Raw genomic sequence first — 18,704 nt, forward strand, 5'->3', positions numbered from 1 at the left:
ACAGGTTCTCGCGCGCAACGATAGACCCCCGTGGAAGGGGAGCGCCCCGGCCCCTCCCTCGAGGTTGCCGCGTGCGCGGCTCAGTCCTGGTTGCTGAATGCGGCGTCGAAGGATGCCGTCGGCAGCTCCCAGAGCAGCGACCGGATGAAGCCGATCGCCTCCTTCGCGCCGTGCAGGCGGTCCATGCCGGCGTCCTCCCACTCGATCGAGATCGGGCCGGTGTAGCCGATCGACTCGAGGGCTCGGAAGGCGTCCTCCCATGGCACATCCCCGTGCCCGGTGGAGACGAAGTCCCAGCCGCGTCGCGGGTCGCCCCAGGGCAGGTGCGAGCCGAGCACCCCGGCCCGGCCGTTCTTCGGGCGGAGCCGGGTGTCCTTGCAGTCCACGTGGTAGATGCGGTCCTTGAAGTCGACGATGAAGCCGACCGGGTCGATGTCCTGCCACATCATGTGGGACGGGTCCCAGTTGATGCCGAACGCCTCCCGGTGCCCGATCGCCTCGAACGACCGCACCGTTGACCAGTAGTCGTAGGCGATCTCCGAGGGGTGCACCTCGTGTGCGAATCGCACGCCCTCATCGTCGAACACGTCGAGGATCGGGTTCCACCGGTCGGCGAAGTCCCGGTACCCCGCGTCGATCACCGAGGCCGGCACCGGCGGGAACTGGGCGACGTACGGCCAGATCTTCGAGCCGGTGAACCCCACCACCGTGTCCACGCCGAGCTTGCGGGCAACCGTCGCCGTGAGCTTCAGCTCCTCCGCGGCGCGCTGCCGCACGCCCTCCGCCTCGCCGTCGCCCCACACGCGGGAGCCGACGATCGCCTGGTGCCGGAAGTCGATCGGGTCGTCGCACACGGCCTGCCCCTTGAGGTGGTTCGAGATCGCGAACACCTTCAGCCCGTAGCGGTCGAGCAGGTCGAGCCGGCCCTGCAGGTAGGCCGGGTCTTCGGCCGCCCGCCAGACGTCCAGATGCTCACCGGAACAGGCGATCTCGAGGCCGTCGTAGCCCCAGCCGGAGGCGAGCTTCGCCACCTCTTCGAGCGGCAGGTCGGCCCACTGGCCGGTGAACAGTGTCACCGGATGCGTTGAAGATGCTGGAGTTTCGGTCATGGGTTCGTTCCTTCGATGTCGATCCAGGTGGAGGTGCGTGCCGACTCGAGCACGGCATCCGTGAGCGTGACCGCTCGGAGGCCGTCCTCGAAGGTGGGGAGGCCGTCGCGCGACTCCCCGCCGATCGCGGCGTAGGTGTCGGCGACGAATGCCGAGAAGGCGTCCTGGTAACCGAGCGGATGCCCGGGCGGCAGCACGGCGAGGCGCTCGGCGTCCGCGCTCAGCCCCGGCTGGCGGGTGAGCAACTGCGACCCGGTCTGCCGGCCGATCCACAACACCTCGGGGTTCTCCTGGTCGAACGCGATCGACTCCTCGCTGCCGTGGAACTCCACGTGGAGGCGGTTCTTGCGGCCGGGGGCGACCTGGGAGACCAGGAGGGTGCCGACGGCACCCGCCCGGGTCGTGAAGAGCACCGCGGCGAGATCCTCGGTGGTCACCGGGCGCGACGACCGCTCGTCGAACACGGTGCGGGTGACCGACTGCAGGCGAGCGATCCGGTCACCGGTGACGAACTCGACGAGGTCGCAGAGGTGCGATCCGATGTCGGCGAACGCGCGGGAGGCGCCGCCGAGGGCGCCGTCGACCCGCCAGTTGTCGTCGCTCGCCGCCAGCAGCCAGTCCTGCAGATAGGAGCCCTGGATGCTGAGCAGGCTGCCTGCCTCGCCCGCGGCGACACGGGCGCGCGCCTCACGCACCATCGGATGGAATCGGTAGACGAAGGGCACCGTGGCCGTCACCCCGGCCTCCTCGGCCGCCTCCGTGAGGAGCGCGGCGTGCGCCGTGGAGGTGGTGAGCGGCTTCTCGCACACGACGTGTTTGCCCTCACGCAGCGCGGCCAGGGCGAGGTCGAAGTGGGTGGCGTTCGGCGTGACGATGTGCACCACGTCGATCGTCGCGTCGGCCAGCAGGACCTCGGCCGACGGATAGGCGGACTCGAAGCCGAGCAGGTCGGCCGCCCTCGCCGACGAGGCGGCGCTGGATGACACGATGCCGACGAGCGAGGCACGGGCCGCCCGCGCCGCGCGGCTGTGCACGGCGGCCATGAAGCCGCCGCCGACGAAGCCGACGCGGAGCGGGGCGGACGCGGAGGTCACTGGCGATCGCTCACAGGGTGGCGACCGTCGGGTTCCAGTCGGCCGGCACGAGCGAGGCCTTCTCGAAGCTGCTCTCCACGCTCACCGTCTCTCCGCGCTCGGCGGACTCGGCGATGGACACCATGACGTCGAGCACGTGGAACCCCTGCGCTCCCGACGCGCGCTCGGGACCGCCGGAGCGGATGGCCTGCGCGAGTTCGGCGACGCCGGTGCCACGCGTGGCGAAGGAACCGGTGGCCGCGACGGCGCGGCCATCGTCATCCGTGCCATCGAAGATGACGGAGTCGCCGTCGAAGGTGTTCGGATCCGGAAACTGGAGAGTCGCCTTGGTGCCGGAGACCTCGACGAATCCCGCCCGCTTGCGGTGCGATTCGAAGCTGAAGATCGTCTGCGCGGAGGCGCCGTTCTCGAATTCAATGAGCGCGCCGTGGTGGGACGGCACGGTGACGGGGAATTCGGTGCCGGCGCGCGGCCCGGAGCCGATCACGCGCACGGGACGCGAGGTGGAACCCACCGCGGTGACGCGGCGCACCGGCCCGAAGACCTGCACGAGGGTCGTGATGTAGTACGGGCCGATGTCGAAGAGCGGGCCGCCACCCGTCTGGAAGAGGAACTCCGGGTTCGGATGCCACGACTCCGGCCCCGGGGACTGCATGAGGGCGAGGGCAGTGAGCGGTGTTCCGACCGAGCCATCCGCGATGAGGCGAAGGGCGCTCTGCAGCCCGGCCCCGAGGAAGGTGTCCGGCGCGGTCGCGACGCGAAGGCCGAGCCGCTCTGCCTCGTCGAGAAGCCGACGGCCGCTCTCCCGGTCGAGGGCGAACGGCTTCTCGGTCCAGACGTTCTTGCCGGCGGCGAGCGCGGCGAGAGCCACATCCACGTGGTTGGCGGGAAGGGTGAGGTTGACGACGATCTCGATGTCGGGGTGGGCGAGCAACTCGGCTACCGTGCCGCTGGCCGCCACGCCGTACTTCTCCGCCTGCGCCCTGGCCCGGTCGAGGTCGATGTCCGCGACGAACAGCACCTCGAGGTCGGGGAAGGTGGTGAGGTTGTCGAGGTATTCGCGGCTGATGACGCCGGCGCCGATCACGCCGACGCCGACGCGGCCCGTACGGGTCATGCCTGCACCCCGTTCGCGGTGAGGTAGGCGAAGCTGTCGCGCAGAGCGTCGAAGACGTCGCCGGCGAAGCCGTCGAGCTCCACGACCCGCAGCGCCTGCGGAGCCGCGGCGAGGATCGCCGGAATGTCGAGGCGGCCCGAGCCGACCGCGACCTGCTCCTGGTCGTCCTGGGTGACCGCGCCATCCTTCACGTGGATCAGCTGCACGCGATCGCCGAGCCTGGTGAGCAGCTCGGCGGCGGAGACTCCGCCGACCTCCGCCCAGTAGGTGTCGACCTCGAGGATCACGGCCGGGTCGAGCAGGTCCGCGAACACCTCGAGAGCCGGGGTGCCGTCGATCCGGTTCTCGGTCTCCCACCAGTGGTTGTGATAGCCGATGGTGAGGCCGTGGTCCGCGCCCTTGAGCGCGATCGAGTTGAGCTGGGTTGCCGACGCGGTGACGTCCTCACGATTGCTCCACAGGCTGCGGTCGATGTGCGGGTCGATGAGCGTCGTCACGCCGATCTTCGTGGCGGCGGCGAAGACGGCATCGAGGTTCGCACCGAGCAGGCTGCCGTGGGCGGAGGGGGCGCTGAGGCCCGCCGCGGGCAGGAGCTCGCTGTACTGGTCGGCCAGGCCGACGAACCCGAAGAGCTCGACGTTGGTGTAGCCGAGGTCGGCGACGCGGCGAAGCGTGCCGGGGAGATCCGCGGCGAGGGCATCGCGCACGGTGTAGAGCTGCACGGACAGTTGGCTTGTAGACACGTGGTCTCCTCGTTGAGTTCATTCGGCTCGCGGTGCGCGGCTGGGTACGCCCTGAGTACGCCTGTCGAGTGTACGGCCGACTTGTGTCGAATATCAAACAAAAGTCGGATGTTTGTCAGTCGTATCCATTCTGTCCATCGACGGGGTGTGGTTTACTTGCGAAATGGTCGCCCCGAAGAAGCCAGGACCCCCCGGGCTGTCCGGGGCGAGCGAACTCTTCCAGCTTCTGCGCGACGGCAGGCCGAGAACACGGGCGGAACTGGCCGACACCACCGGCCTCGCTCGCTCGACCATCGGCCTGCGCCTGGACGCCCTGCTGGAACTCGGCCTGATCCGCCCGATCGGCGAGGGCGCGTCGAGTGGCGGGCGCCCGCCCTCCCAGTTCGCCCTCGATCCCGCCGCCCGGGTCGTGGTCGGCGCCGACCTCGGTGCCACCCACGCGACCATCGCCGTTGCCGACCTGAGCGGCGCCATCCTGCTCACCCATCGCGAGGCGCTCGCCATCGCCGACGGGCCGGAGCGGGTGCTCACCTGGGTCGTCGACGAGACCCGAAGCCTGCTCGTCGAGGCGGGCCGATCATCCGCCGACCTCCTCGCCGTGGGAGTGGGCCTGCCCGGGCCGGTCGAGCACGACACCGGCCGACCGGTGAACCCGCCGATCATGCCCGGCTGGGACGGCTTCGACGTGCCGGGGTGGATCTTCGACGCGCTCGGCGTGCCGGCGCTCGTCGACAACGACGTCAACATCATGGCGATCGGGGAGCAGTCCCGGTCGTTCCCCGAGGTCTCCGACCTGCTCTTCGTCAAGGTCGCGACGGGAATCGGATCCGGCATCATCTCCGGCGGTCTCCTCCAGCGCGGCGCCCAGGGCTCCGCCGGAGACATCGGCCACGTGCGGATCGAGCGAGGCAAGGGCGTGGCCTGTGACTGCGGAAACTTCGGCTGCCTCGAGGCCATGGCGTCCGGGCCCGCCATCGCCAGACAGCTCCGCGCCGAGGGGGCGGACGTCGAGACCATGTCGGACGTGATCGAGCTGGTGCGTCGCAACGACCTGCGCGCGATCCGCGCGGTGCGGCAGGCCGGGCGCGACATCGGCGAGGTGCTCACCACCTGCGTGAGCCTCGTCAACCCCTCCGTGATCGTTCTCGGCGGTTCGGTCACGCGGGCGGGCGAACATCTGCTCGCCGGCGTGCGCGAGGTCGTCTACCAGAGCTCCACCCCGCTCGCCACGGAACACCTCTCGATCGTGCAGTCCCGCACGGCGGAGAACGCCGCCGTGATCGGAGCGTGCATCCTCGCGCTGCAATACGCGCTCTCGCCCCAGGCCATCGAGCGGATGTCCGCGCGCTGAGGTTCTCGCCGCGGCGGGACGGGGAGTTGCTCGCGGCGGTACGGGGAACTGGTCGCGGCGGTTCGGGGAGTTGCTCGCGGCGGGAGACGCTACCTCGCGGACGGAGACGTTCGCGGACCGGCCGGCTCGCGGACGGAGAAGTCGCCTCGCGGCGGGAGGCACGCCTCCCTCCGCGACGCAGTATCCCCGCCGCGATGCGCGATACCCCCCGCCGCGACACCACGGATGCGCGATACCCCCCGCCGCAAGACCCCGCCGCTTGACCGCGCGGCGGAACGGGGACCGCTACCCGAAGGTGTCGTCGAGCGCGGCCGACAGGTCGGCGATGAGGTCGTCCACGTCCTCGAGCCCCACCGAGAAGCGCAGGTGGCCGAACTCGCGGAACTCGGCCGGGTAGGCGGGCACTCGCGGGCCGGAGTTGTCGACGTGCACGATCAGGGACTCGTCGTGGCCGAGCGACACGGCGGAGGTGATCACGCGCAGCTTCGAGACGAACCGGTTCTGGGCGGCCTTGTCACCCTTCACGGCGAAGGCCATCATGCCGCCGAATCCGTTCGGCAACTGCCTCACCGCGGTGTCGTGCTGGGGATGCGACGCCAAACCCGGGTAGGCGACGTACGCCACTCGGTCGTCGCCGGCCAGGAACTCGGCGATCGCGAGGGCCGACTCGCAGTGCTGCCGCATCCGCAGCGGGAGGGTGACCGAGCCACGCATGATGAGCCACGCGTTGAACGGGCTGATGACACCGCCGACGTCGACCATGGCGTCCAGTTTGATGCGCCGGATGAGCTCCGCACTGCCGATCACGGCCCCGCCGATCGCATCCCCGTGGCCGTTGATGTACTTGGTGAGCGAGTGCACCACGAGGTCCGCGCCGTGCTCGAGCGGTCGGAACAGCGGCGGCGGGGTGAAGGTGTTGTCGATCGAGACGAGTGCGCCCGCCTCGTGGGCGATGCGCGCGACAGCGGCGACATCCGTGACCTTCGTGGTGGGGTTGGCGACCGTCTCGATGTGCACGAGCCTGGTTTCCGGTCTCACCGCGGCGCGCACCGCATCGAGGTCCGCGGCGTCGACGAAGGTGGTGCGGATGCCGTACTTCTGCGGCAGCAACTCGTTGAAGAGGCGGAAGACGGCCTCGTAGGTGACATCGGCCACCACGACGTGGTCTCCGGCCTTGAGCACGGTGAAGAAGATGGCGTGCAGGGCGGCCACTCCACTCGCGAGCGCCATGGCATCCTCCCCGCGCTCCAGCGCCGCGAGCTTGCGCTGCAGCCCGAGCTGGTTGGTGCCGCTGTTGCGGGTGTAGAGCGGAACGTCCGTGCCCGACCAGCTGAGCGTGGACGGGTCCTCGGGCAACGCATACGAGTTGGCCATGACGATCGGGGTGCGCAGGGCACCGCTGCCCGCGTCGATCTCGTTGCCGGCGTGCACCGACTGGGTAGCGAAGGCAAGGGAGGCCGGGTCGTGCTTGTCCGGGCGGGGGCGGTGGTTCAGGCTCATGCCTCCAATCTATTCCGCGGGGCACCCCGGCGCGCCTCTGTGACGGGCTACCGTTCGTCGAGGCGAGCGGCGACGTCCGCCGGGAAGCCGCCGGTGCAGATCGGGCTCCACCGGGTGGGGGTGATGCGGATCAGCGACTTGTCCTGGAGGGCCATCGCCTCGCGGTACTCCTGCCAGTCCGGATGCTCGCCGGCAATGCAGCGGAAGTAGTCGACGAGGCCGTCGGCGGCCTCGGGCATGTGCAGCACCTCGGCGTCGCCGTCCACCTGGATCCAGCCGCCGTCCCAGTCGTCGGAGAGCACGAGGACCGAGGCCCGGATGTCCCGCTCGGCGTTGCGCGTCTTCGCCCTGGCCGGGTAGGACGAGATGACGACTCGACCCTCGGAGTCGACTCCCCCGGAGACCGGCGAGATCTGCGGCCGACCGTCCGTGCGGGTGGTCGCGAGCAGCATCCGGTGCCGGGGGCGCACGAAATCGAGCATTCCGCCGCGGTCGACGATGGTGTTGGTTGCGATGCTTCTGGCCATGCGCCTCAGGCTAGGCGAGCCGGCTGGCAACGAACGGATGGGAATCCGCTACCCTCAACCGGCGATCTCGTGTGAAAATCTCAATCACGAGCTGCGACACCCGAAGCGCGGCGCGAGTGATCGAGACGAGGCTTTCGTGAACGACAACGCAACCCAGCCCGAGCCCTCCGAGCGCGTCGACGTCGTCGTCGTCGGTGGCGGCATCATCGGACTCGCGACGGCGTGGCAGATGCTCACCCGGCAACCGGGGTTGCAGTTGGTGGTGGTGGATGCCGAGCCCACGATCGCCGCCCACCAGACGAGCCACAATTCCGGCGTCGTGCACGCCGGGATCTACTACGCGCCCGGCTCCCTCAAGGCGAGCCTGTGCAGCCGCGGCCGCGGCCTGCTCAAAGAGTTCTGTGCGGAGCACGGCATTCCGATCGAGTACAACGGAAAGCTGGTGGTGGCCAAGTCGGAGAGCGAGCTGGCCGGCCTCGCGACCCTCTTCGATCGGGCCTCGCAGAACGGCGTGCCCGGGTTGCGGCGGGTCGATCGGGCCGAGTTGCGGCGCATTGAGCCGGTCGCCGACGGGGTGGCCGCCATCCATTCGCCAGACACCGCCGTCGTGAATTTCGCCGAGGTCGCGCGAAAGCTGGCGACGGAGATCCAGCGGCTCGGCGGCAGCATCCGCACCTCCTGGCCGGTGAGCCGGGTGCGCAGCGTGGCCGACGGCAGCATCGTCGACGGTCCGGACGGGCAGACCATCCAGGGTCGAATCACCATCGTGTGCGGCGGGCTGCAGGCCGATCGCCTCGCGGGCGACGTGGCACGCGACGTGCGGATCCTGCCGTTCCGGGGCACCTGGTACCGCGTCACCGGGGAGATCGCCGACGGGGTGCGCGGAAGCATCTACCCGGTGCCGGACCCGAGCCTGCCGTTCCTCGGCGTTCACGTCACGCGGCGGATCGACGGGGAGGTGTGGGCCGGCCCGAACGCCTTCCTGGCCTTCAGCCGGCACGACTACAAACAGTGGGCCGTCGACCCGAGGGATGCCGTCTCCTCCCTCGGCTACGCCGGCTTCTGGAAGTTCGCGGTCAAGAACCTGCCGACGGCCTGGACGGAGTTCTCGCACGAGGTGTCGGCACGGGCGTACGCGGCCTCGCTCAAGGAGTACGTGCCAGACGTGCTCCCGGGCAACCTCGAGCGCGGGCCGATGGGCATCCGAGCGCAGGCGATGAACGCGCAGGGCACGCTTATCGACGACTTCCTCGTGCGCGAGGCGGACAACGTGTTGCACGTGCTCAACGCGCCGTCACCGGCCGCGACCTCCTCGTTCGCCATCGGTGAGTTCCTTGCCGATGCCGTAGACCGGATGCGAACCACGACATGACCCAGTGGATCTGCTCGACCTGCGCCGTCGAGTATCCGGACACCGAGGCACCTCCAGCCGTGTGCGCGATCTGCACGGACGAACGGCAGTTCGTGCCCCGCACCGGGCAGGCCTGGACCTCGCTGGAGGAGATGACCGACTCCGGCTTCCGGCTCGAGGTGCACCCGGTGGAGCCCGACCTGTACGGCATTCGGTCCGCTCCGCCGATCGGCCTGGGTCAGCAGTCGCTGCTCCTCTGCACCGAGGAGGGCAACCTGCTCTGGGACCCGACCGGATTCGTCGACGAGGCGAGCGCGCAACTCGTGCGCGACCTGGGCGGCGCGTCCATCATCGTGGCCAGTCATCCGCACATGTACGGCGCCCAGGTCGCGTGGTCGCGCGCCCTCGGCGACGTGCCGGTCATGGTGGCCGAAGCGGATCGGGCCTGGGTACAACGGCCCGACCCGTCGATCATCCACTTCTCCGGAGATCTCGAGGTGCTGCCCGGGGTCACGATCAGCACGGTGGGAGGGCACTTCCCCGGCAGTCTCGTCGCGCGCTGGACGCGCGGGGCGAGCGGTCGCGGCGTCGTACTCGCCGGCGACACGATCTTCCCCGGCCCGGACGGCAACTGGGTCACCTTCATGCGCAGCTTCGCCAACACGATCCCGCTCTCGGCGGCGGTCGTGGACCGTGTCGCGAAGGCGGTGAACCGCGTTCCGTTCGACCGCCTGTACGGCAACTTCGGCGGGGTGATCCCGGCCGGTGCGAGCGAGGTCGTGCGCCGCTCGGCCGACCGCTACATGGGGTGGGTGAGCGGCGACTTCGACCACCTCACCTGAGGTCCGGCCTACGGCTGCAGGCGCTCGAGGGTCCAGCCGTCCGCGGCCCCCGTGCTCGCCACGGTGAAGCGAAGCCGGTCGTGGAATCGCGCGCTGCGGCCCTGCCAGAACTCGATGCTGCGCGGCATGACGCGGAAGGCGCCCCACTTCTCCGGGCGCGGGATCTCGCTGCCCTCCGGATACCGCTCGAGCAGCTCGCGCATCCGCTGCTCGAGCAGGTCGCGCGAGGCGATCGGCTCCGACTGGTCGCTCGCGATCGAGGCCAGCTTCGACTCGCGCGGCCTCGCCTCGAAGTAGGCGTCTGACTCACCGGGCTCGACGGGGTGCGCGTCGCCCGAGACGATCACCTGGCGCCTCAGCGAGTACCACGGGAACAGCAGCGAAACGGCCGGGTTGGCGAGCAACGCGCGACCCTTGCTCGACCGGTAGTTGGTGACGAAGTCGAAGCCTTTCGCGCCGAATCCCTTGAGCAGCACAGTCCGGCTGCTGGGCCGCTCACCCTCGACCGTGCTCACCACCATCGCGTTGGGTTCGTAGACCTCGGCCTTCTCGGCCGCGAGAAGCCAGTCGCCGAACACGGCGATCGGGTCAGAGCCGAGGTCCGCCTCGGTGAGCGGGGTCGAGCCGTAGTCCGTATGGCGCTCGAGCGATGACATGGCGTTCCTCCTGGCCAGACGGATGCGTGCCGCCAGTCTTTCACGCGAACCAGGGTCGGCGCGGCCCTACTCTTGACGCATGAGGATCAACGCGTTTTCGGACGTCTGCCTGCGCGTGGTCATGCTGCTCGCGGCATCGCCCGAGGGCGCGCTGATGACCTCGCGGGCCATATCCGAGGCCATCGCCACGCCGTACAACCACGTGAGTAAGGCCGTGCTCCGACTGCGCGAGCTCGGACTCGTGGAGGTGGCCCGGGGACGGGCTGGCGGGGTGCGGATCAGCGCGGCAGGACGAGTGGCCAGCATCGGCTGGCTCCTGCGGAAGCTGGACACCCGCCTGGACCTCGCCGCCTGCGAGACCCCCGCCGGACCGTGTCCGTTGCTCGACGGCTGCGGGGTGCGTGGCGCACTTCGGCGGGCCAGGGAGGCGTTCTACTCGGAGTTGGACGGCATCGTGATCTCCAGCCAGCCGCACAACCAACCGGCCACGCGGGTCTTCTACTAGCCCCGTAATTTAACTTGCATTTGAAATGCTAGTTTGGAGAGATCACTCGGCGTCACTAAGGAGTCAGCATGCTCTCGACCCAATCCCTCCCCATCATCGAAGCCACCCTCCCCCTGGTCGGGGAGCGCATGCCCGCCATCGCGCGCAGCTTCTACGGCCGAATGTTCGCCGCCCACCCTGAGCTGTTCGACGGTCTGTTCAGCCGCTCCAATCAAAAGAACGGCTCCCAACAGCAGGCCCTCGCCGGCAGCATCGCCGCCTTCGCGACGCACCTGGTGAACAACCCGGACACGACCCCCGAGGCCATGCTCTCCCGCATCGCCCACAAGCACGTCTCGCTCGACATACGACCCGAGCAGTACGACATCGTCTACCGGTATCTCTTCGAGGCCATCGCCGAGGAACTCAGCGACGTGATAACCGCGGAGATCGCCGCCGCCTGGACCGAGGTCTACTGGCTCATGGCGCACGCGCTGATCAAGCTCGAGAATGGTCTGTACTCGGCGGCGGCAAGCGAGCATCCCTTGGCGCTCTGGACCGTGGTGGGCAAGGATGCCGCGGGGTCAGACTCCGTGACCTTCACCCTCGAGCCGGCCGACGAGACCCCGGTTTCGCCGTCGCTGCCCGGCCAGTACGTCAGCGTCACGGTGCGCATGCCCGACGGCATCCGCCAGGTTCGCCAGTACTCGCTGTCGGCCGGCACCGGATCGAGCACTCGCGTGTTCACGACGAGGCTAGATGCCGATGGCGAGGTCTCCCCCGCGCTGCACCGTGACGTGCAGATCGGCGACCAGCTCATGCTCTCCAATCCCTGCGGGGACATCACCCTGAGCGCGGGAGATCACCCCCTCGTGCTGGCCTCCGCGGGCATCGGGTGCACGCCGAGTGCCTCCATCCTCCGATCCCTTGCCGATCAGGGATCCACGCGCGAGGTTCTCGTGCTTCACGCCGAGGCCACTCTCGAACGATGGGCGCTCCGGGACCAGATGCGCGAGGACGTGGCACTGCTCGAGGCGGCCGAGCTCGAACTGTGGCTCGAGGAGCCGAGCGATGGTGACGATGCGCACGATGGCTTCATGTCGCTGGCAAACGTGACCATTCCGAAGAACGCCTCGGTGTACCTCTGTGGACCGCTGCCGTTCATGCGCAGTCTCCGGTCCCAGGCGCTCGAATCCGGCGTGCCGGCCGACCGCATCCACTACGAGGTGTTCGGTCCGGACCTCTGGCTCGCCAGCGCCTAGCCTTAGCCGGCGAGGGACTCGGCCTCAGCCTCGACCGCAGGCTCGACGACCACGTCGTCGGGCCTGGCGACCCGGCGGCCCGCCGACGGGGAGTTCTCCACTGCACCGAGGCCGAGCTCGAGTAGCTGGGCCTCGGTCCAACCCGCCTCGATCGCGGCATGCCGGGCGATGTCGACCGCGGTGATCGTGGCCTCGAGTGCACTCAGGCGCACGGCGAGCTGGTGCACGAGGTCCATCCGGTGGGCCATCTCGGCCTCGATGATGGCCTTCGCAGCGACGGCCGAGTCGCTCGGGTCGAAGGTGTGCCGGGAAAGGTAGTGAACCTGCGCTTCGGGTCGCATTGGTCTTCCTTGTCTCTCAGACCCCTCGTCACAGAAAGGTCTCTCTACCCCTAAAGATGGTACATTCGGGGCCGCCAACCCAGTCCCCAGTAGGGGGGACATTTTTGTACCCTGATGCGGCTCGCCCGATCAGGCGGCGTGCCGCGCCACGTAGACGGTATTCGAGGAGGTTCCGCCGGTGAGGCGGTTGTCGAACGCGACGACGTGCGCCACCGGCGCGGGGAACACCGAGGACAGAGTCACCAGGAACTCGTCGTCCGGAGGGTCGTCCGACCAGAGCGCGAACACGCCCCCCTCGCGCAGGTGGCGGGCGAGCGCCAGCAGTCCCTCAACGGTGTACAGGTCGGCGTGGCTCGGGTCTAACTGGTGGCGGGGCGAGTGGTCGACGTCGAGCAGGATCGCGTCGTAGCGCGCAGCGCCGGGCGCGATGTCGCGGCGCATGAGTCCGAAGAAGTCATCACACACGAGGCTCGTCCTCGGGTCGCCGACAAGCGACTCCGAGACGGGGAGCAAGTGCCGTCGGTGCCAGTCGATCACGGCCGGCAGGGCGTCGATCACGGTGAGGGTGCTCACCCGGGGATCGGCCAGCGCGGCCACGGCGGTGTAGCCGAGTCCGAGGCCGCCGACCAGCACATCCAGCCTCTCGCCCGCCACAGCGGCGAGGCCGAGGTGGGCGAGCTCCTCCTCCGCCACGGTGAACAGGCTAGACATGAGGAATTCGTCGCCCAGCTTCACCTCGAACACGTCCACGTCGAGAGTCGGTTCACGACGGCGGCGGAGCGTGAGGTCGCCCATCGCGGTCGGCTGGTAGTCCAGCTCTTCGAAACGCATGATCATGGGGCTGCCCGGGGCTCTCCCCCGGCTGACGGTCCGGGATGCAGATGTGGTGGGTGCCCTGGCGAAGACACGCCGGGGCAACCACCATGCTCCCAGACTTCGGCGCCCAGACCGAGCGCTGGGCCCTCCGCGTGTACCCCTCCCGGCGAGGGATCAGTCCCGTTCGACCGGCACCGCGCCGATCGCCGGGCCGGGAGCGGCTACGGCACGAACAAGCAGGTTGGCGGCAACCCGGGCGCCATCCGCCGCCCGCAACCGAGCACCGACCACCGCGGCCGCTTCGGCGAACCCCGCCGTTGCCAGCAGCGTTGTCACCGCCTGCCGGATGTCGCCGGGCGACGCCGTCCTGCTGAGTCGAATGCCCGCCCCGGCCGCCACGACCGCACGGGCGATCATCGGCTGATCGATCAGGGGATGCATCGGCATGATGATCAAGGGAAGGTCGTGCGCGAGCGCGGACATCGTGGTCGAGTGGCCGCCGTGGCCGATCACCGCCGATACCCTCGGCAGGATTGCGTCGTGCGGCGCGAATGCCAGCACCTCGACATTCGCCGGCGCCGCGAGCTCGTCGGGACTCACGGCCGGACCGGTCGTGACGATCGCCCTGACCGGGAGATCCGCGAGCCCGGCCAGGATGTGGCGGTAGGCGTCATCCTGCCCGGGAAACCAGGTGGTGCTCAGGCTCACCAGCACGAGCGGCGGTTCGGCGGGATCGACGACCCGACGCGCACCCGTCTCGACGACCCCGCTCCATACCCGCGTAGGGGTTTCGGACTCGCCGGCCGGGTCGAGGGTTCGATCACAGACGACGAGCTCCAGGTCGGCCTTCGCCCAGAGCGAGCGGGCATTGAGCCCTCTCAGCCTGGCGAGCCCACCGACGGGGCCGGCCATCCACTCCTTGTTCCAGAACCGGTAGAAGGTGTGGAAGAGCACGGCATGCCGGAGACCGTTGGCGCCCGCCGCCTCGAGCACGGAGAGCAGCATGCAGTCCACCACGACCAGGTCCGCCGGCCTTTCCCTGACGAGGTCGAGGAGATTCTGGCCGAGACCGGGATGCGTGCTCAGGCGCAGCAGGTCGGAGATGGCGCGCGGAACCGACTTGGCCCGCGTGGGCTCCCAGCGCGGCATCCGCGAGTATGCGGTGAATTCGAACCCCGCGGCCTCAAGTGCGGCGCGCTGGGGCTCGTTCCCGAGGATGCGCACGCGGTGGCCCCGCGCGATGAGCTCACGCCCGATCGCGACCACCGGGGGCACGTTGCCGCCCGCGTCCACGGTCACAAAGAGAAAGCTGGACATGTCAGATCCCTTCCAGGATGTTGCCGATCAGGCGAAGCATTCGCGCTTCAGCGTCGGGTCGGCTGAGGCACCGGTCGCGGCGCCACAGCTTCCAGGTGTAGACGTCGCTGGCGGCGACGAGCAGGTCGACGGTGGCGTCACGTTCGCCGTCCCGCGCCAGGAAGGGGGCAAAGACCCCCTCGACCCACTCGCGATGAAGCAGGCGACCGGCCGACGTGATTTCGGCGGCGCGAGGCTCCCAGCGCTCCTGGCCGAGCAGCAGCAGCACGCCGTCGCCGCGCACCTCGTAGTGGTCGAACAGCGTGCCCACGGCCGCGGCGACATCTCCGGGCGCCACGTCGCGCTCGGCACGCACACTCTCCAACGCGGACTCCGTCGCCGCGTCGAGCAGGCCGTCGCGGCTGCCGAACAGCCGGAGCACCGTCTGCACGGACACCTCCGCCCTCGTCGCGACGTCGGGAAGCACCAGGGCGTTGATCGGCTTCTCGTTGGCGAGCTCGATCGCCGCAGCCATGATGCGCTCCCGCGTCTGCGCGGCGGCATCCGCCCGGGCTCGCATCTCATAGGGTCGTGTGCTTTTCATGTTACTATCTATTAACGCCAAATTGGCTGTCCGCGTCAAGACCATCGCCAGGAATCTTCCCGAGGGTGGCACACTGGCGGAATGGCGAAGCATCCCGAGCACATCCTCATCCTGCTGCGACACGCCAAGTCCGACTGGGCGGGCGACGAGCCGGATGTCGACCGGCCGTTGGGCAGGCGCGGGCTGCGACAGGCTCCGCTCGCCGGCCAGTGGCTGGCGGGCGGCATCCGCGGCATCGATCTCGCCGTCGTGTCGCCGGCCAGGCGGGCTCGCGACACCTGGGAGCTCGCCTCAGCGGAGCTCGTCGACGAACCACCGACTCTCATCGACGAGCGCGCATACGCGGCCTCGTCCGACGAACTGCTCGGGATCGTTCGCGGCCTGTCCGAGGACGCAGGCACCGTCGTGCTGGTGGGCCACAATCCGGGAATCGAGGACCTCGCCTCGCTGCTCGCGGACGAATCGGTGCCCATGCCCACCTCCGCGATCGCCGTGCTGGCCCTTCCCGGGCCGTGGTCCACCGCCGGACCGTCCTCCGCGAGGCTCGTGGCATCGGGCAGACCCCCGACAGAGGCTGTGTCGGAACCCTGACCCGATCCGCCGACGCGGCTCAACCGATGGCGGTCAGACCGGGCTCGGAGTTGCACTCTCCCGGGCGAGCGCAGCGTGGCTACCAGCGCCCGCCTCAATGCGCAGCACGACGTTTCCGATCTTGTGGCCCGCGTCGACGTGGCGGTGCGCCTCGACCACGTCGGAGAGCGCGTAAACGCGGTCGATCACCGGTCGGTAGCGACCCGCTTCGGCGAGGGCCACGAGGTGGGCGAGATCCTCGGACCGGTACTTACCGACGCTAGCGCTGACGAGTCTGCCGCTGACGCGGCTCTGCCTCGACGCACGGAGAATTCCCGCGAGGTCCGAGATCACCAGAAGGAGCGCCCCGCCCGGGTTGAGCGAGGCCTCGACCCGCTCGAACGGGGCGTTGCCCACACAGTCGACAATCACGTCGTAGGTCGCGCGATCCGCGGTGAAGTCGTCCAGCGTGTAGTCGATCACCCGGTCGGCACCGAGGGAGGTGACCAGGTCCGAGTTCGTACCGCTGCAGACGGCGGTGACGTGGGCGCCCAGTTGCTTCGCGAGCTGTACAGCAGCCGTCCCCACGGCGCCGGAAGCACCGTTCACGAGCACCCGGCTCCCCGCCGTGACGGTGACCTGGTTGAGGAAACCCCGTGCGGTGATCCCGCCGAAGACGAGCGTCACGGCTTCCTCGAAGCCCAGATTGCGCGGCTTGGCGGCGATCGCGCCGCCCTGGGGAACGCACACGTACTCGGCGTGACCGCCGAACCTGGCCCCGAGCATGGCGATCACCTCATCGCCGGGAACGAAGCCGGTGACGTCCACGCCCACCGCCTCGACGATGCCGGCGACATCCATGCCCAGGATGCGCTTGCGCGGGCGGAAGATGCCGATGGAGAGTGCGGCCAGCGCTCCGAGGCCCCGCGGCACGTCGCGACCGCGTGACCGGTGGTCGGCAGCGCTCACCGTGCTGGCCTGAACCTTGATGAGAATCTCATCGCGGCGGGGGGACGGCTTCGCGATCTGCTCGATGTGCACGGTCTCGGGGCCGCCGAACCGCCGGTACACGGCGGCTCTCATCGACGGTGCGGCGGTGCGATTTGTTGACTTCATGGCTGCTCCTTGTTCGACGGTGAAGTGTACGTTGTACACCTAGTAAGATGAGAGTAATGTGTACGACGTACACCTGTCAAGAGGAAAACCGCTACGAGAAAACTCGCAGCGAGACGATCGGCCGGGCGACAATCGGCCGCACGCGACGCCGGATGGCGAACTCGGCAACCGAGAGGTTGATCACCCAGGCGACGGCCATGAACGCGGCACGCGGCAACTGGTCGGTCGGGCCGAAGAGAAGCGACTCCGGGATGAGCACCAGGGCCTGGGTCCCCGCGCCAAACCCGATCGCAGAGGCGCGGGTCATCCATTCGCCGTGCACCACGAAGTCCCGACGCCTGATCGCCGACAGCCCCAGCAGGATGCTCGCCACCATCGCGAAGCCGAAGACCAGCCTAATGACGAGCAGGGCGGGGCCGTCGCCGGCCGGGTGAGGATAGAAGGCCGCCATCCACAGGCCGGACAGCGCGGCGAGCAGCCTGGCGGGCACCAGGATGCGACCGGCGACGCGATGCCAGCGCCTGCCTCGACGCAGCGCCGGAACGAACTGCAGTGCGCCGAGAAGGCAGAAAACGGTGGCGCTGACGATGTGCGTCACCACGGGGATCGGGGAGTCGACGAACCGCTCGTTTTCTGCGGCGTGATCGGGGCCCCGCCCGTCAACTCGGTGAGCCGGGCGGCCCGACGAGTCTGCGGCGGGACGCTGGCGGCGTCGATGGTCAATGGGACTCCTCACTCGGACCAATGTGTACGGTGTACACCTGATTCGCGAGAGACTAACGTGTACGCTGTACTCCTGTCAACCGGACGGGTTGACGCGACTCAGTGGGAGGTCTGCTGGTGACAGTTCACCTGGATGTCGAGCGTCGCGTTCGCCTGAACCGGGACCGGGTGCTGCGGGCGGCCGTGTCCCTCGCCGACGAGATCGGCATCGAGGCGCTCAGCATGCGCCGGCTCGCGCAGGAGCTCGACGTGGTGCCGATGGCCCTGTACAAGCACGTGCAGAACAAGGAGGAGCTCCTCGACGGCATGGTCGAGATGATCGTGGGCGAGATCGATCCTCCCGTGCGTGATGCGGACTGGAAGAGTGCGGTGCGGCAGCGCGTGCTCTCCGCCCGGCGGGCGCTGCAGCGCCACCCCTGGGCGCGCCAGGTTGTCGAGTCTCGCACCACGAAGACACCAGCCGTGCTCGACTACATGGACTCCTTCACCGGCATGTTCCTGGCCGGCGGCTTCTCGGTCGATCTCACCCACCATGTGATGCACGCCATCGGCGGCCGCATGTGGGGTTTCACCCAGGAACTGTTCGACGACACCGCCTCGCCCCAGGCGGAGCCCTCCGCCGAGGTTCCCGCGGAGGTGAGGGCCGCCATGCTGGAGCAGATGGCCGCGCGGTATCCCAATATCGTGGCGATCGCCACGTCGATGGACCACGACGACGACTCTGTGGTGAGCCACGGCTGCGACGACCAGTTCGAATTCGAGTTCGCCCTCGACCTGCTGCTCGACGGTTTCGAGCGACTTCGCGACCAGGGCTGGACGTCGAGGGCGGCCCGTCGGGGAGGCGGTTCACCGGCCGCCTAGCTGCACTGCCCAGGCACGTTGGGTTAACCAGCTGATGGGTGGGTGGGCTCCGATCGCGGTGTGGGGCCCGCTTGTCGTCCCCGCCATTGTGCGGCACTCCCTTGCCCTGACACGCGTTGTGCAGGACGGTGCCGCAGTCCACGCGTGCCCACCCCGCAGACTCCAGTTGTGCAGGACGGGTGGTGCAGGACGGCAGGACGGGTTGTGCAGGACGCCTCGGGCGGATGGCGAGGACGATCAGGTGCAGAACCGACGGGAGCATCCTGCAGACCGGGACCGTTCGGGTCGCCACACCCCTGCCGTGTCGGGCACAATCTGTCCCGCACAGGCTGTCCTGCACA

Annotated in this window: 20 protein-coding genes; 7 read left to right on the top strand and 13 right to left on the bottom strand. The window is 69.1% G+C overall.

Annotated features, from left to right (window positions below; genetic code table 11):
- Positions 1–80 precede the first annotated feature (80 nt).
- Genes FVP33_RS10000 through FVP33_RS10015 form a run of 4 tightly spaced genes read right to left on the bottom strand, consistent with a single transcriptional unit; the run spans position 81 to position 4,063 of the window.
- A complete protein-coding gene (locus FVP33_RS10000; protein WP_147783522.1) occupies positions 81–1,109 on the bottom strand; it encodes a sugar phosphate isomerase/epimerase family protein in 1,029 nt (342 codons plus the stop codon).
- Complete coding sequence (locus FVP33_RS10005; protein ID WP_281289382.1) at positions 1,106–2,203, bottom strand: Gfo/Idh/MocA family protein; 1,098 nt, start codon at positions 2,201–2,203, stop codon at positions 1,106–1,108. Before FVP33_RS10005 ends, FVP33_RS10000 begins: the two co-directional genes overlap by 4 nt.
- A gap of 10 nt (positions 2,204–2,213) precedes the next feature.
- On the bottom strand, positions 2,214–3,320 hold the full coding sequence (locus FVP33_RS10010; protein ID WP_147783523.1) for a Gfo/Idh/MocA family protein: 1,107 nt from the start codon (positions 3,318–3,320) through the stop codon (positions 2,214–2,216).
- Positions 3,317–4,063, bottom strand: coding sequence for a sugar phosphate isomerase/epimerase family protein (locus tag FVP33_RS10015; RefSeq protein WP_147783524.1), 747 nt, complete (start codon positions 4,061–4,063; stop codon positions 3,317–3,319). Before FVP33_RS10015 ends, FVP33_RS10010 begins: the two co-directional genes overlap by 4 nt.
- A 163-nt stretch (positions 4,064–4,226) precedes the next feature.
- Between FVP33_RS10015 and FVP33_RS10020 the strand changes: the two genes are divergently transcribed.
- Entirely contained in the window at positions 4,227–5,414 is a 1,188-nt protein-coding gene (locus FVP33_RS10020) for an ROK family transcriptional regulator (protein WP_147783525.1), read from the top strand.
- A 285-nt stretch (positions 5,415–5,699) separates the two neighbouring features.
- Here the strand turns inward: FVP33_RS10020 and FVP33_RS10025 are convergent, their stop codons facing one another.
- Positions 5,700–6,914, bottom strand: coding sequence for a trans-sulfuration enzyme family protein (locus tag FVP33_RS10025; RefSeq protein ID WP_147783526.1), 1,215 nt, complete (start codon positions 6,912–6,914; stop codon positions 5,700–5,702).
- Positions 6,915–6,961: 47 nt separating this feature from the next.
- Positions 6,962–7,441, bottom strand: coding sequence for a PPOX class F420-dependent oxidoreductase (locus FVP33_RS10030; RefSeq protein WP_147783527.1), 480 nt, complete (start codon positions 7,439–7,441; stop codon positions 6,962–6,964).
- A 136-nt stretch (positions 7,442–7,577) separates the two neighbouring features.
- Here FVP33_RS10030 and lhgO point away from each other — a divergent pair, with 136 nt between their 5' ends.
- Together lhgO and FVP33_RS10040 are read left to right on the top strand one after the other, a co-directional pair.
- On the top strand, positions 7,578–8,813 hold the full coding sequence (gene lhgO / locus FVP33_RS10035) for an L-2-hydroxyglutarate oxidase (RefSeq protein ID WP_222706680.1): 1,236 nt from the start codon (positions 7,578–7,580) through the stop codon (positions 8,811–8,813).
- Positions 8,810–9,634 (top strand): MBL fold metallo-hydrolase, encoded by an 825-nt coding sequence (locus tag FVP33_RS10040; RefSeq protein WP_147783528.1) that lies wholly within the window; start codon positions 8,810–8,812, stop codon positions 9,632–9,634. Before lhgO ends, FVP33_RS10040 begins: the two co-directional genes overlap by 4 nt.
- Positions 9,635–9,642: 8 nt before the next feature.
- Here FVP33_RS10040 and pdxH read toward each other — a convergent pair whose 3' ends face one another.
- Positions 9,643–10,290: a pyridoxamine 5'-phosphate oxidase gene (gene pdxH / locus FVP33_RS10045; protein WP_147783529.1), complete on the bottom strand. Its 648-nt coding sequence runs from the start codon at positions 10,288–10,290 to the stop codon at positions 9,643–9,645.
- Between the two features lie 79 nt (positions 10,291–10,369).
- Here pdxH and FVP33_RS10050 point away from each other — a divergent pair, with 79 nt between their 5' ends.
- Both FVP33_RS10050 and FVP33_RS10055 read left to right on the top strand, forming a co-directional pair.
- The gene (locus tag FVP33_RS10050; protein WP_147783530.1) at positions 10,370–10,795 is read left to right on the top strand and encodes an RrF2 family transcriptional regulator; all 426 of its coding nucleotides are present in this window, start codon (positions 10,370–10,372) and stop codon (positions 10,793–10,795) included.
- 68 nt (positions 10,796–10,863) lie between these two features.
- Complete coding sequence (locus FVP33_RS10055; protein WP_147783531.1) at positions 10,864–12,036, top strand: globin domain-containing protein; 1,173 nt, start codon at positions 10,864–10,866, stop codon at positions 12,034–12,036.
- Between the two features lie 2 nt (positions 12,037–12,038).
- On the opposite strand, the gene FVP33_RS10060 is transcribed toward FVP33_RS10055, so the two are convergent.
- The 4 genes from FVP33_RS10060 to FVP33_RS10075 form a co-directional block, all read right to left on the bottom strand.
- Positions 12,039–12,377, bottom strand: coding sequence for a hypothetical protein (locus tag FVP33_RS10060; protein WP_147783532.1), 339 nt, complete (start codon positions 12,375–12,377; stop codon positions 12,039–12,041).
- 129 nt (positions 12,378–12,506) lie between these two features.
- A complete protein-coding gene (locus FVP33_RS10065) occupies positions 12,507–13,214 on the bottom strand; it encodes a spermidine synthase (RefSeq protein ID WP_147783533.1) in 708 nt (235 codons plus the stop codon).
- A gap of 153 nt (positions 13,215–13,367) precedes the next feature.
- Positions 13,368–14,510 (bottom strand): glycosyltransferase, encoded by a 1,143-nt coding sequence (locus FVP33_RS10070; protein ID WP_147783534.1) that lies wholly within the window; start codon positions 14,508–14,510, stop codon positions 13,368–13,370.
- 1 nt (position 14,511) lies between these two features.
- Positions 14,512–15,093: a TetR/AcrR family transcriptional regulator gene (locus FVP33_RS10075; protein WP_187270659.1), complete on the bottom strand. Its 582-nt coding sequence runs from the start codon at positions 15,091–15,093 to the stop codon at positions 14,512–14,514.
- 81 nt (positions 15,094–15,174) lie between these two features.
- Between FVP33_RS10075 and FVP33_RS10080 the strand changes: the two genes are divergently transcribed.
- Complete coding sequence (locus FVP33_RS10080; RefSeq protein ID WP_187270660.1) at positions 15,175–15,684, top strand: SixA phosphatase family protein; 510 nt, start codon at positions 15,175–15,177, stop codon at positions 15,682–15,684.
- Positions 15,685–15,717: 33 nt separating this feature from the next.
- On the opposite strand, the gene FVP33_RS10085 is transcribed toward FVP33_RS10080, so the two are convergent.
- Together FVP33_RS10085 and FVP33_RS10090 are read right to left on the bottom strand one after the other, a co-directional pair.
- A complete protein-coding gene (locus FVP33_RS10085; protein WP_246142281.1) occupies positions 15,718–16,779 on the bottom strand; it encodes an NAD(P)-dependent alcohol dehydrogenase in 1,062 nt (353 codons plus the stop codon).
- 91 nt (positions 16,780–16,870) lie between these two features.
- Positions 16,871–17,377: a DUF2306 domain-containing protein gene (locus tag FVP33_RS10090; RefSeq protein WP_246142282.1), complete on the bottom strand. Its 507-nt coding sequence runs from the start codon at positions 17,375–17,377 to the stop codon at positions 16,871–16,873.
- Between the two features lie 242 nt (positions 17,378–17,619).
- Between FVP33_RS10090 and FVP33_RS10095 the strand changes: the two genes are divergently transcribed.
- Complete coding sequence (locus FVP33_RS10095) at positions 17,620–18,363, top strand: TetR/AcrR family transcriptional regulator C-terminal domain-containing protein (protein ID WP_246142283.1); 744 nt, start codon at positions 17,620–17,622, stop codon at positions 18,361–18,363.
- Positions 18,364–18,704: the final 341 nt, after the last annotated feature.

This window comes from Lacisediminihabitans profunda (assembly GCF_008040105.1).
Lineage (GTDB): Bacteria > Actinomycetota > Actinomycetes > Actinomycetales > Microbacteriaceae > Lacisediminihabitans > Lacisediminihabitans profunda.